We start from the raw sequence: 13,533 nt of genomic DNA on the forward strand, positions 1-13,533 counted from the left end.
GCCCGCTATCAGCCTTTTTTCACCCTGTAGTTTTGATGACAGTTGCCGCAGCCGCCGCCGATGGTGTTGAACTGCGCCTTCAACGCGTCGGCATCCGCAGGTGCTGCGGCGACCGCCGCCTTGACGTCGGCGAGGTACTTGCCTTCAGCCGTCTTGAAGCCGGCCATGTCCTGCCAGATTTTTGGGGACGCCGTGGTGTCGCCGGTGTCGCTGCCCGCCGGGAAAAGCGTGTCGACGCCGGCATGGAATTTCTCGGCATTGACCTGCAGTGCCTGCAACGCCGTCAGCACCGAAGCGGCGTCGTAGGGCGTCTCGCCCTTGACCACTTTCGACAAGCCGGCGGCGATCTTGCCACGTTCCTTCATCAGGGCCTGCCGGTCGGCTACCGGGTCGGCAAATGCCGCCGAACCGGCGAAGGCGAGCATCGAGATGGCGAGGATAAGCTTTCTCATTCACTTGGCTCCATGTTGAAGGCAATTCAGGATGCGGCCCCACCCCGATGACAAACGGCAAGGATGGCTTAAAAATTCCGACGCTTCGCCTCACGCTTGCGTGAAATTTTTGCAGCTGTCGTTCTGATGCTGAAAAAGAAAAGCCCCGGTTCTGCCGGGGCTTTCTGGAACGGATCAGGCCTTTTCGTAGAGTTCGAGCACATAGTCCCAGTTGATGAGACTGTCGACGAAGGCTTCGAGATATTTCGGCCGGGCGTTGCGATAATCGATGTAATAGGAATGTTCCCAGACATCGACGCCGAGGATCGGCGTCGCGCCATGGACGAGCGGGTTCTCGCCGTTCGGCGTCTTCGAGATCGCCAGCTTGCCGTCCTTGACCGAGACCCAGGCCCAGCCCGAACCGAACTGGGTGGTGCCGGCGGCGATGAAGTCGGCCTTGAACTTGTCATAGCCGCCAAGGTCGCTGTCGACCGCCTTTTGCAATGCGCCCGGCAGCTTGTTGCCGCCGCCGCCCTTCTTCATCCATTTCCAGAAATGGATATGATTGTAGTGCTGGGCGGCATTGTTGAAGAGGCCCGCATTCTTGCCGAAGGACTGTTTGACGGCCTCTTCGACCGACAAATCGCCCATGCCCGCCTCGGCGGCCAGCTTGTTGCCGTTGTCGACATAGGCCTTGTGGTGCTTGTCGTGATGATATTCCAGCGTTTCCTTGGACATATAAGGCTGCAAAGCCTCGTAATCATAGGGCAAGGCGGGCAATTCAAAAGCCATCGGTCGTACTCCCTCGTGGAAAAATCCGGTGTCGATACCGGACTAACATAGGACTGGATTGGTCTGGAACAACTCCGGAAACGAAGCGCCGGCCGCTTTTTAGCGGGTCAGCCGGGCGAAGTCGAATGCGCCCATTCCCAATAGAGTTCGCGCGCCTTCTTGGCCACCGGTCCCGGCTGCAGATTGCGATCCTCGATACGGGTGACCGGCACGACTTTCGAGTGGTTTCCCGTCGAGAAGATTTCGTCCGCCTCCAGGAAGTCGCGGATCGACAGCGTCTTTTCCGTCGTCGTGAAGCCGTATTCGCCTAGCAGGGCCATGGTGCGCGCGCGGGTAATGCCGGACAGGAAGGTGCCGTTCGGCGCCGGCGTCAGGACATGGCCGTCCTTGACCAGGAAAATATTCGAGGTCCCGGTCTCGGCGACATTGCCCAGCATGTCGAGCACGAGCGCATTGTCGAAGCCGCGCATCTTGGCTTCTAGGATGGCCCGGCCGTTGTTGGGATAAAGGCAGCCGGCCTTGGCGTTGGTCGGCATGGTTTCGATGGTCGGGCGCCGGAACGGCGACACCGTCACCGAAAACCCCGCCGGCGAGATCATCGGCGATTCGTAGAGGCAAAGGCAGAAACGCGTCGAGGCCGGGTCGGCCGGGACGCCCATATAGCCGCCATGCTCGGCCCAATACATCGGCCTGATATAGACCGCCGTCTTGCCGTCGAACTTCTTCAGCCCGTCCCAGGTCAGGCCGACGATCTTGTCGGTGCTCATCGTCGGCTTCAGGCCGAGCGCGATCGCCGAGGCGTTCACCCTCGCTGCATGGCGATCGAGATCGGGAGCGACGCCCTCGAACCAGCGGGCGCCGTCGAACACGCTGGTGCCGAGCCACATGGCGTGGCTGCGCGGCCCTAGAATGGCAATATTGCCCTCGTACCAGTCGCCGTCGACGAAGGTCCATGTCGCGGATTGCGCCGCAGTCGCCAATGTCATTGCCAGGTTCCGTTCGATGCTTGTTGCGGCGCATTGGAAGATGCTTTGGCGGCCGCCGTCAACCGGCTTGGCTGAGATTTGTTGAGGCCAGCGGGCTGGCGGACTGCAATCAGCGCTTGCGCCTTGCCTTACGCGGCCTCAAAACTATCGAATGCAGTTCGCGGCTTACGTTTTCGACGCCTATGGCACGCTGTTCGACGTGCATGCGGCCGTGCGCCGTCACGCCGACCAGATCGGGCCGGACGGCCAGTTGCTGTCCGAGATCTGGCGCGCCAAGCAGCTGGAATATTCCTGGGTCAGGACGCTGATGGGGGCCTATGCCGATTTCTGGCAGCTCACCGAGCAGGCGCTCGATTTCGCCCTGAGCAAGGTTCCGTCCGCCGATGCCGGGCTGAAGGCGAAGCTGCTCGAGGCTTATTGGCGGCTGGACTGCTATCCGGAGGTGCCGGCCGTGCTCAAGGCGCTCAAGGCATCGGGAGCAAGGCTGGCGATCCTGTCCAACGGTTCGCCTGAAATGCTGCAAGCGGCCGTCAAGTCCGCCGCGCTCGACCAGGTCCTGGACGACGTCTATTCCGTCGACAGCGTCAGGCGCTTCAAGACCGACCCGTCGGTCTACGACATGGTCACCACGGGCTGGCGCCTCTATCCGGGCGCTGTCTCTTTCCAGTCATCCAACCGCTGGGACGTCGCCGGCGCCACCAAATTCGGCTTCAGGACGGTGTGGATCAACCGCGCCAATCAGCCAGAGGAATACCGGGATTTTCCACCGGCCCTGATCCTGCCGTCCCTTGAAGGTCTGGTCGCCGGGGGGTGACACCGGACATGTTGCCTCGGCGCAACAGTGACGATCCAGTCACAGCTTTGCCTTTGTTTGTCCACCCTGCGGCCAGAATTGGAACCGCCTATCGCGCCGGGCATTGCTCGGCACCTGCGCAACAGGACGCATTTATGCTTTGTTGCGATTTGAGACTTAAAAAAGGCAATCATGTTCACACCCCCATCGTCCTCTCTGCGCCTGAGCCGTCGCGGTTTTCTCAACGCAGCAGCCCTTGGCGCCGCCTCGGTCGCGGTCTCCAGTTGCACCACGCTGTCGCAACAACCGGTCGAGCCACCGCCGCCGACCTATGTCGAGCCGGCGCTCGGCGACTATGTGACGATGTATGGGGCGATGTCCGATGGCGGCTTCGAGCTGCCGGCCATACCGGTCGACAAGATCGACCCGCAGTTCCTGCGCCAGATCGTGGACGATCCGACCGGGCAGCAGCCGGGCACCATCGTCGTCGACACGACCAATCACTTCCTCTACCTGGTGCGCCCGGGCGGCCAGGCGATCCGCTATGGCGTCGGCCTCGGCCGCGCCGGCTTCGAATGGTCGGGCGATGCGGTGGTCCAATGGAAGCAGAAATGGCCGAAATGGACGCCGCCGGACGACATGATCGCCCGGCAGCCGGAGTTGAAGCCGTACAGCGCCGACAATGGCGGCATGCCCGGTGGGCTCAAGAACCCGCTTGGCGCGCGGGCGCTTTATCTCTTCCAGGGCAACCAGGACACGCTCTACCGCTTGCACGGTTCGCCGGAATGGCGGTCGATCGGCAAATCGGTGTCGTCGGGCTGTGTGCGCCTGATGAACCAGGACATCATCGATCTCTATGATCGTGTGCCGAACAAGACCCCGGTCGTGGTGACGGCCGACATCGGTCAGCCGATGGTGGCGACAGCAAACCGCAAAGCCATTCCGATCGACGCCGGCGTGCCGGAAGGATCGATCCTGCTCGGCCCGATAAAAGCGGTGACCAACTCGATCTTCTGAGCTGGTCGAAAGCGCGGGCGGGATTGCTCACGTCTCCTGCTGGTTTTGCCGAGCGTCGGCTTGCCCGTGCCCGCTTTTAGGTCCGATGCTTATGCCGAGCCCCCCGATAGCCGACATTCAACGCAACCAGCGTTCCCTACCCATTGCTGCCCGTCCTGGGCCGTTTCTCCTTCCCGAAACCCGACGTTGAGCGCAACCAGCGCTCCTGACCCTTGCCAGACATTCCAAGGCCAGTGATCGCGATCGTCGGCTATGGATTATTGTTTGCGGTCATTCAGCCCGACGGTTCGAGGCTGTTTGCGATGAGCGGAAGCGGACCTTCCCCGATGTGACCATACTGCGACGCCTCGGCTCGGAAGCGGAGCGTCCACTAGGGCGCCGGATCGCTTCGGATTGATTTGGCTAAGAGAGGTGGAAGCTGTTCGCGTCTATCCGCGACGTTGACCATAACAATTACCGACCATGATCATCTTGACATGCACAATAAGCAGTAGCCTGCGACCACGTTGACCCTTAGTCTGCAACCGTAGGCAACGGTTCAATACGGGTCATGGCAACGCAACTTACTCGGTCGGCGGTTCGCATTTACGGGGCGTTGTCTGCACTCGGAAATGACAGCGGAAACGTGCTGGAACGGTTGCTGCCGTTCTTCGATCCGATCTTGCGCCGTCACAATGGCAGCAAACTCGACCCAGATGTCATCGCCGCAGCAATTCGCGATATGTACAAGTGGAACTTCAACTCCGATCTGGTCGAGACATTTGTCCCTTACTTAGAGCGTCACGGCTGGATTGTTGCTGACATCGCAGGTGCCAAGGATACCACGTATACGATTCAGATGGCTGACAACGGCGAGCCGGATGCATCCACTCAGACCGTTGAGGCTGAGCTACGCCGCATCGCCACTCAGTTTAAGGAGTTCTCCGAAGCGCTTTCGCCACTCACTACAATCCCCCGAGACGTCGAAGAGTTCGAGGACATCCTTGTCGAATGGCTCCTTTACGTCGAAGCGTTCAGCGAGAAGAGCATCGAGTTCAAAGCGGGCGTCAAACCGGATGCGTCAGGAAAGCTGCGGCAGGTAGTAGAAATCCCCAATACGACCTCCCTCCGAGACGAAGAGAAATTCCTGTGCGCGCGCTTCGTCAAACATGCAATCGAGGAGAACCAAGGCAGTGCTGAGGTACTTGCCCGGATTGCAGCTATCGGGCTTCTGACCGAGGTCGTTCAGGACTTTGTGAAGCCGGTGACCTCGGTCGATAAGACCGACCTCGTTGTCTATCTGGATGCGCCAGTTGCGATGGAACTTCTCGGTGTCTCCGGGAAGTTGGCGCGCGAGAACACTGCCCCTGTCGTGGCCGAACTCATCAGGATCGGGGCCTCGGTTCGAATTTTCGGGCAGAGCCTCGACGAGATAAAGAATAACCTGCAAGCCGTCTTGAAGAATCCGCGCCCTACAGGCCCGACTGCGCATGCCCTATTGAGGCGTGAGGTCTTGCGGGAGTATGTGAACGAGGTGTCGCGCAACCCTGCTCCCCTGTTGGACGCAGTGGGTGTGAAGGCTACGTATCGAACCCGGGAGCAGGCCATCCGAGCACCAGTTCTTTAACAAGGACAACTGGCAGGACCTTTACGGCAGGCTCAGTTACGCCGAGAATCCGTTGGCGCGTGAACACGACACCGACATCACTGCCTTCATTGTCAGACAGCGGCGGGGCAGAACTAGCCGAGACATATTCAAGTCGCACGCGGTCGGCCTGACTCGGAACGGTCTTCTTGCCCAAATTGTCCGCCGAGCGTGTGTCCAAATGAGCGGACTGCCTGACGAAACGGTGCCGCCCGTCGTTCATCGCCGCGTACTTGCGACCGCCATCTGGCTCCGCACAGGCATGGGGGCCGGTGATCTCAACATTCCAAAACGAATGCTGCTGGCAAGCTGCGAACATGTGCTCGCGATCCGTCCGGGAGTGGTAGCGGCCGTGAAGCGGCTCACTGATGCGCTGGGGGATGACGACAAGAGCCGCCAGCTCGATTTGCTGATTTCGCAGGATCGCAGCGCGCAGGCCCTCATGGATAAAACGCTAGGTGTGTCCAACGTCGTGACCGAGGAAAACCTCCCGCTTTTGTGGCAGGAGATGCTGCATCCGCACCTCGAAGAGGAACGTCAGAAAGGGCTGGAAGCGGTCAACAAGGCAAAAGCCGAAGGGAAAAAACGGTTAAACAAGGTCAATGAACGAATTGAGACGATACAGAAGGAGAGGGAGCAAGAAGCAACAATCTTGGGCGCAAAGCTGGAGGCCAAGCACCGTGAGGACCGTTATGCGATTGAGGCCCTTTGCACTGATGTCGAGGGGACCCTTCGCCGCAACAGAGCCGTCAGAATCGGCATTGGTGTGGTCTTGGGCTCGATCTTCTCTGTTCCGCTGCTGTTGGACACAACGCCAATAATTCGAGCGGCTTCTTTCGTTATTGGCTGGTTGCTGGCCTACCTTACTGCCACGGGTGGAAGGTTGCTCGGGATCAGCACCGATGAAACGCAGGCACTCAAAGCGCTGCATTCCGCCGCAGAGCGCAGGAAGCTAGTGAGTAAGCTCGACCAATTCGACGTTAGCTGGAACAAGACTGCTTTCGTCGTTGCGGACCAGCCGGAGCTACCCTCTCGTGATCGCGTCGATCTGTTCAGCTTGAGCAACGCCGGTAAGTAGAACCGCGTCGCAAGCGACGACGTTTTAGAAGGTGGCAGCGCAGACGCCTCCCCCGACGGTGATGACCCCTAAAGGCCGCCAGGCAAATGGTAGGGTGCACGCCTCATGATCGCAAGGAGGCCACGTGACTGTTATGTCCGTCCGCGCTATCGAACGGCAAGTAATGGGATCGAGACATTCCGTTAGTAGCTGACCAATGACCGTTCGTGGCGCGATCGAGGCGATGCTGACTTCGCCTACTCAGCAGCTGCCAGCGCGGGTCAAACGGCTTGGTTGGGTCGGTCTTTCGCGTTCCCTCAGAGTCGCAAGAGCGTGGGGTGAGCGGTACTACATCGACCCGGCCAGACGCCATTCCAACCGCTGATCCGTCTCGACGGCTTTCGGCCGCGTTGGACGTTTCGCTAGGTCGCTTCGCCCGGCTTATGGAAGTTCGATCTCGCCGTCCACCACGTGGTTGAGGCCGGTGCCTTCCGCCGTCAGCGTCATGCGGACCTTCAGCTTCTTGCCGCCGATTTGCCCTTCGCGCACCGTCTCCTCGATCTTGCGCTGTGAGGTGACGCCGACTTCCTTCAGGAACTTGCGGATCGACATGTTGACGGCGTCTTCGCTCATGGCGGAACTCCTCTGTGTCCGGAAGGGATTGTAAGGGAAGGCAAGGGATCAAGGAAGCAGGACGGTGACGTACGGTTTTATTGAAATAGACCTCGAGCCGGGAGGAGACGTCGGGTCCTTAAACTTGATCGACCCCTGGCAGGAGGAGTGGAACCGATCGACGTCTTGCGCAGAAGGAGCACTATGACGGCCATCTCGGCCTTGATCTGACCGATCAGGAAAAGAGTGATCTGATCGAGTACCTCAAATCGATCTGATCAGCACTCGGCGCTTCTTTGGGTTCGATTGGGAGGAAAGACCATTAAAGAAGATCGTGGTGAGATAAATTGCGGGTCGGCACAACGTAAGCCAGGCCAAGCGCTGTCTCGCCGGAAATTTCTTAAGGCGTCGACGACCGGCGCGGCGATTTGCCGGTGCAGGTGGGCTTGCTTCCTGCATGACAGGTCAGCCTGCGGCGCGCGGCGCCGAAACAACCCCAAAGCCTGTGGCGCTTTATTAGGATGTTCCAAACAAAGGTCGCCGCTGCGCCGGGTGCACCCATTTCCTGAAGCCGAATGCATCCTAGATTGTCGCGGGTGAAATCAGCCCCGATGGTTGGTGCCGCTTTTACAAAGCACGGCCTGCCTGATCGGCAGAGCCCAGCGGAGACTTTCGTTGTCTGCTGCGCTGCGGGTGATGGTCTGCAGGCATCGCGTCGAGGATGTCGGGTCACATCAGGCATTCGACAAGTCCGGAGTCAGAGCCGAAGTGATCGACGATCTTTCCAACATTTGCCTTCGCGATTGACCCCTCCCCGTCAAGCACCCAAATATCAGCGTTCCTCCGGCGGCTTGAGGTGCCGAAACTGCATCAGCAGCAGCAGATCGTAAGCGATCTTCAGTGCACCGCAGATGAGGAGGGGCCAAGCCCGGAACGAGGCAGCGAACAGAGCGCCCGCCAGGGCGGGACTGGCTGCGGCAGCCAGGCTGCGCGGGACCGATGTGAAGCTCGCGGCGGCTGCCCGCTCCGCCTCCGTGACGACCGCCATGACGTAAGATGAGCGCGTCGGGACGTCCATCTGCGAAAGCGCGGCACGGATCAGCAGCAGGGCGAGCGCCAGAGGGAGCGTCGGCGCAAGGGCCGCCAGGATCAGGGCGATGCTGGACGGAATGTGTGTGAACACCATCGTGTTGATGAGTCCGATGTGCCGCGACAGCCAGGCGGCAACGGGGAATGAGAACGCCGAAAGGACGCCGGACCAGAAGAAGAAAAAGCCCGCTTCCGAAAGCGACAGGTCGAATTTTTCGAAAAGCCACAGGGCAAGCAGCGACTGGACGAGGAAGCCGCCGGCAAAGGCATCAAGGCTAAAAAGGGCCGCAAGCTTGAAAACGATATTCCGCGAGGGGCCAAGCGCGGACGTGCTGCCGGAGTCCGACGTTGGACGGCGCTGCGGGATCTGCGCGTAAAGGAGACCGCCGAGCAGGCCCAGCAACGCATAGAGCACGAACATCGCCTTGATGCCGGTGAGTTGATCGAGGCCGGCTGGAGCCAGAAGATCAGGTGTCACCGAAGCGAGCGCGCCAACCGCGGCTGCGAGCGCACCCACAAGGCTGTAGCGCGCGAACATCTTGGTCCGCGCGGCGTCGGTGACTTCGCGTGTGAGAACGGCATGCTCTAAGGGCACGAATACGCTGACGCTGCCGGCCGACGGGTTGATGGTGCCTGCGAAGGCGATCACCAAAAGCAGCGCGTAGTCGTGGACCACAGCAAAGGCCACACCCGTGGCGACCATCAGACTGGCGGCGGCAAACAGGAGTTGGCGGTGATCGTGTCGGGCACCAAGGAGTCCGACGGCGATGGTTAAGAGCGCTGAACCGAGCAGCGATCCGGTTGCTATGATGCCGACCTGCAGAGGCGCGAAGCCTAATGCGAGGAGATAGACCGGCAACAGAACGGCCACAAAGCCGTCGCCCATGTCGCGCAAGGCTCGGGCCGCAAAAAGAAAAGTCGCCGGGCGGATCTGCTGCACTGATCTAGCCTGCCCTCATCACCTGCGTTGGCGTCACCGGCTTTGGCAGCGTCGCTCGACAGGGCCGGAAGATCATGACGGAGTCGCGTTAGACATTCCAGCGAGGCGAATATCGGTTTCAATCCTCAGGCTGCCGCCCAACAATGCTGATTCATATCGTGTCAAGGCTTGCAACGACCGAAGACGCAACTGGCGCATATTGCGCTTGGCTGTCAAGGTCGGGAATAGGGTCAGAACCTGCCCGTGACCTTGCATACAGGACGTGCGGACACCAAGCTCCACCCACTTCACCGTGCCGAGCGTCATATACACCAACGCGTCGCCCCGGTTGTCCTCAGGTAGTCCTCAAGTTGGCCCGCGTGAATTCGCGGCGCGGGACGGCGGCAGCGGAGATGGCGGCGCGCTCTGTCTCGAAGATGTCCTGCGTCTGTCGCAACCTGAAAAGAAGGCTGCCATCGCGGAAGAAGTTCCGTCAGATCGTGGTCGCGGACGCGGACGTTGCGTGGCAGTCATGACCAATTGAACCGGACAATCCAACCTACCCACGTCTTACCAAGTTAGGACCGGTGATCCCAGCAGCGCCCTCCGCGACAAATTCGAACCTGGCTATCAAGCGTCACCGCCCTGGGCGGCAGGGAAGATTCGTCGCCTGATGCGCGAACACGATCTACAGCCGAGGATCAGGCGGCCCTTTGTCGCCACGACTGGATAGCGATCACGACCGCCCTTCCGCAGTCCCTATACGACTCACTTGCGAAACGCAGCCGGTGCACGGTCTTCACCTCCAGCCTGATGATGCCCTTCAGAGGCTTCGGTGATTTTCTCGTATTCCGATTGCGACATCTCTGGAAGACGTCGGGTAAAGGCCACCATCGCCCATAGCTCTTCCTGGTTGTGCGTTGAACCAAACGCAGGCATCCCGGTCATTTTAATGCCGTTTTGCATGATCCAATAGAGCTCAGCATCATCCAACAAGGCGTAATCGAGTCGACCGTCGGCATGTACGGCGATTTGCAAGGTATCGCTGGAAAGGTGATGCAAGAGATTGAGTGCTTAGAGCTCCTGGCCATTGAAGCATCTCCGCCCGATGCCGAATAGGCAATCGGTATGCAGCTCAACAGGAAAACGTCGTCCACACGGGTGCGCACCTCAAGGTGTTGGACGAAACGCCCAGATTGCCGGCAGCTGCTCTCCGCCCGCTCGAACCGCGAGAAGAAGCAGGTCAAGCGCGGGAACAAAGAGCGAAGTGCGCGCACCGGACACAGTCGGAATATGCGCGATGCGTCGATATGGCGGGTCCCGGGTATCCAGCACGTCAATGAATCCGTCTCCGCAGCTGATATAGGCTCGCTGCCGTTTCGAGTCGACGAAAACATCGTCGGCATCACCGCAAATCTTCGCAGTCGCGACGAGCGAACCGTCTCCCATGGAGAAGATGCCGAGCCACGCAGGGTGGCGAAAAGCTATAAGGACGTGCTGGTGAGGGTCGTCCAACGCCATCGGAAAATTGCCGGCCAAACCGGCGGTCGGCCAGCTTGCGATTTGAGCCAGTGATGTGCGGTCGACGACCGCGATTGAATGAACGTCCGGCAGGTTCACAAAGACGTGGCTCGTCCTCGCGTCGAGCTGAAAACTTTCGGGATGCGCCTTTAGCGGCACATCGCCGGTTTTCCGGTTAGTCGTGGGATTGATGACAGCCAGCGCACCGCTGCCATACCCCACAAAGACCCGATTGGTCGCGCTATCCACGCGAACATTGTCGGCATCTTCCCCTAGGTCGACTTTGCCGATAGCGGCATAATCGGCTCCTCGAAACAATCGAACCGAGCCGTCGCCGGCATTCGCGACATACAGGGTGTCGGTCCCTTGCAGGTAGCCGACACCTTGTGGTTCCCGTAATCCCTTGATTGTGCGAAGCACGGTTCGATGGGTGAGATCGACCACCGCCATGCTGTTGTTGCCGAGTTCTGCAACGAACAAGCGCCGCCTCTTTAAATCGATCGCCATGTGATCGATGCGGCCGCGCACATCTCCGAGTGGGATTCTGGCCTCGAGCCGTAATGGCGGCTCCGTGCCTTGGCCCGCAGCGTCAAACGTCGCAACCGGCAGGTTTGCCGCAGCCATCAAAGCAGTTGCGACAATTCGCGACAATAAGTGAAGTGCAATTGAAAGGAACCTGCCATCCACGCGCGCCATCCCTCAATAGGATCTTGCGCAGTGCTTGACGGAAGCCGTCTGAAGGGGAGACTGCTCATCCCCTCAGTTCAGATTAGGCCAATGACCTCTTGATTACAAGCGACGGGCAATTGGATAGTGTCGCGGATTGAACTTCGGTTTTGGGTGGTCGACTCCGACCGTTCGACCTCTGATGTCCAGCATCAGATTTTTACCCTGACGTAACGAAGCGATAGCGGCACTGATTACTGATAGCGCCGAGCCAAGGACGCAGCTATGCCCGCTGATGGTCGTATCAGGCTGTAGCGCGAACGGCAGGTTTGGAGAAACGCAATGAAGGTCGGCAAATGGCGCATAGCCGCCGTCCTCTGTCCACCAGATCTGGCTGCTGGCGCTTGATGCCAAGACAGAATTTGCCAACACAGATGCCCGCCTTCGGGTCCGATGCCCCCTCACCGCCCCCTGGACAGGCTCCCCAAAATCCCGCGGACGATCGCTCGTCCGACCGACGAGCCGACCGAGCGCACGATGGATTTGATCGCCGCCTCCGCCACCGTCTGGCGGTTGGAGGGGCGCGGCGCGCGGCGGCGGCCGGTCGGCTGGGGATCGTCATTGCCGAAGCCGGGAATGGTCCAGCGCGAACGGCCTGCGTCCTGTTGCTGCGCCTGTGCCTCCTGGGCGTCCTTGGCCTTCTTCTGCAGCATCTCGAAGGCCGATTCGCGATCGACGGTCTGGTCGTACTGTCCGGCAACCGGGCTCTCTGTGATCAGCTTGCGGCGCTCGTCGGGCGTGATCGGGCCAAGGCGCGAGGACGGCGGGCGGATCAGCGTTCGCTGCACCATGGACGGCACGCCCTTGGCTTCCAGCGTCGAGACAAGCGCCTCGCCGGTGCCGAGCTGCGTGATCACGGTTGCGCAGTCGAAATCGGGATTGGGTCTGAACGTCTCGGCCGCCGTCTTGACGGCCTTCTGTTCGCGCGGCGTATAGGCACGAAGTGCGTGCTGCACGCGGTTGCCGAGCTGGGCCAGCACCGTTTCAGGGATATCCAGCGGATTTTGCGTGACGAAATAAACGCCGACGCCTTTCGAGCGGATCAGCCGGACCACCTGCTCGACGCGGTCGATCAGCACCTTCGGCGCGTCGTCGAACAGAAGGTGTGCCTCGTCGAAGAAAAAGACAAGCTTCGGCTTGTCCGGGTCGCCGACTTCCGGCAGTTCCTCGAACAGTTCCGACATCAGCCACAGAAGGAACGTCGCATAGAGCCGCGGATTCATCATCAGCTTGTCGGCGGCGAGCACGCTGATGGCGCCGCGTCCATCGCGCGTGGTGCGCATGATGTCGGATATCCGCAATGCCGGCTCGCCGAAGAAATTCGCGGCTCCCTGCTGCTCCAGAACCAGCAGCGTGCGCTGGATCGCACCGACCGAAGGCTTGGTCACATTGCCGTAGCGGGCGCCGATCTCTTCGGCGCGGTCGGCGATGTTGGCCAGCAGTGACTGCAGGTCCTTCAAGTCGAGCAGCAGAAGGCCTTCCTCGTCGGCGATGCGGAAGGCGATGTTCATGATGCCTTCCTGCGCCTCGGAGAGGTTCATCAGCCGCGACAGAAGCAGCGGCCCCATCTCCGAGATGGTGGCGCGGATCGGGTGGCCCTGCTCGCCGAACAGATCCCAGAAGATGACCGGGAATTCCTGGAATTCGTAGGGATCGAGCTTGACCTGCTCGGCCCGCTTGACCAGGAAATCCTGCGCTGTGCCCATCATGGCGATACCCGACAGGTCGCCCTTGATGTCGGCGCAGAATACCGGCACGCCGGCATTGGAGAAACCCTCGGCCAATATCTGCAGGGTCACCGTCTTGCCGGTGCCGGTCGCGCCGGTGACCAGGCCGTGACGATTGCCATATTGCAGCAAAAGCTGTTCGGGCCGCTGATAGCTGTCGTCCGGCTTGCGGCTGGCCCCCATGAAGATACTGGTATCATCGGCCATGTGCCCGGTCTCCGCAAACCTATAGGGTTGAA

Annotated in this window: 12 protein-coding genes; 4 read left to right on the forward strand and 8 right to left on the reverse strand. The window is 60.2% G+C overall.

The window, feature by feature from the left end:
• Nucleotides 1-8: 8 nt before the first annotated feature.
• The 3 genes from NKI17_RS09610 to NKI17_RS09620 all read right to left on the reverse strand — a co-directional run bounded on the left by NKI17_RS09610 (nt 9) and on the right by NKI17_RS09620 (nt 2,209).
• Nucleotides 9-452: a c-type cytochrome gene (locus tag NKI17_RS09610; protein WP_352449059.1), complete on the reverse strand. Its 444-nt coding sequence runs from the start codon at nt 450-452 to the stop codon at nt 9-11.
• 174 nt (nt 453-626) lie between these two features.
• Nucleotides 627-1,223, reverse strand: coding sequence for a superoxide dismutase (locus NKI17_RS09615; RefSeq protein WP_023677850.1), 597 nt, complete (start codon nt 1,221-1,223; stop codon nt 627-629).
• Between the two features lie 107 nt (nt 1,224-1,330).
• Nucleotides 1,331-2,209, reverse strand: coding sequence for a branched-chain amino acid aminotransferase (locus tag NKI17_RS09620; protein ID WP_352847199.1), 879 nt, complete (start codon nt 2,207-2,209; stop codon nt 1,331-1,333).
• A gap of 151 nt (nt 2,210-2,360) precedes the next feature.
• On the opposite strand from NKI17_RS09620, the gene NKI17_RS09625 reads away from it, so the two are divergent.
• The 4 genes from NKI17_RS09625 (at nt 2,361) to NKI17_RS09640 (ending at nt 6,721) form a co-directional block, all read left to right on the forward strand.
• Nucleotides 2,361-3,023 (forward strand): haloacid dehalogenase type II, encoded by a 663-nt coding sequence (locus tag NKI17_RS09625; RefSeq protein WP_352591620.1) that lies wholly within the window; start codon nt 2,361-2,363, stop codon nt 3,021-3,023.
• A 171-nt stretch (nt 3,024-3,194) separates the two neighbouring features.
• Nucleotides 3,195-4,019 carry a L,D-transpeptidase gene (locus tag NKI17_RS09630; RefSeq protein WP_352636407.1) on the forward strand — a complete coding sequence of 275 codons (825 nt, stop codon included), beginning with the start codon at nt 3,195-3,197 and terminating at the stop codon, nt 4,017-4,019.
• Nucleotides 4,020-4,569: 550 nt separating this feature from the next.
• Nucleotides 4,570-5,625, forward strand: a complete 1,056-nt coding sequence (locus NKI17_RS09635) for a hypothetical protein (protein WP_352905753.1) — start codon at nt 4,570-4,572, stop codon at nt 5,623-5,625.
• A gap of 199 nt (nt 5,626-5,824) precedes the next feature.
• Entirely contained in the window at nt 5,825-6,721 is an 897-nt protein-coding gene (locus NKI17_RS09640) for a hypothetical protein (protein ID WP_352569880.1), read from the forward strand.
• A gap of 420 nt (nt 6,722-7,141) precedes the next feature.
• On the opposite strand, the gene NKI17_RS09645 is transcribed toward NKI17_RS09640, so the two are convergent.
• From NKI17_RS09645 to NKI17_RS09665, 5 genes are all read right to left on the reverse strand, one after another.
• Nucleotides 7,142-7,333: a DUF6494 family protein gene (locus NKI17_RS09645; RefSeq protein WP_023679340.1), complete on the reverse strand. Its 192-nt coding sequence runs from the start codon at nt 7,331-7,333 to the stop codon at nt 7,142-7,144.
• An 811-nt stretch (nt 7,334-8,144) separates the two neighbouring features.
• A complete protein-coding gene (locus NKI17_RS09650; protein ID WP_245274795.1) occupies nt 8,145-9,287 on the reverse strand; it encodes an MFS transporter in 1,143 nt (380 codons plus the stop codon).
• Between the two features lie 801 nt (nt 9,288-10,088).
• Entirely contained in the window at nt 10,089-10,358 is a 270-nt protein-coding gene (locus NKI17_RS09655) for a c-type cytochrome (RefSeq protein WP_352532616.1), read from the reverse strand.
• Nucleotides 10,359-10,490: 132 nt separating this feature from the next.
• Nucleotides 10,491-11,528 (reverse strand): YncE family protein, encoded by a 1,038-nt coding sequence (locus NKI17_RS09660; RefSeq protein WP_352636405.1) that lies wholly within the window; start codon nt 11,526-11,528, stop codon nt 10,491-10,493.
• 440 nt (nt 11,529-11,968) lie between these two features.
• On the reverse strand, nt 11,969-13,501 hold the full coding sequence (locus tag NKI17_RS09665; protein WP_352905755.1) for a helicase HerA-like C-terminal domain-containing protein: 1,533 nt from the start codon (nt 13,499-13,501) through the stop codon (nt 11,969-11,971).
• Nucleotides 13,502-13,533 lie beyond the last annotated feature (32 nt).

The sequence above is a fragment of the Mesorhizobium sp. M0816 genome (genome assembly GCF_040320005.1).
In the GTDB taxonomy this organism is placed as follows: Bacteria; Pseudomonadota; Alphaproteobacteria; order Rhizobiales; family Rhizobiaceae; genus Mesorhizobium.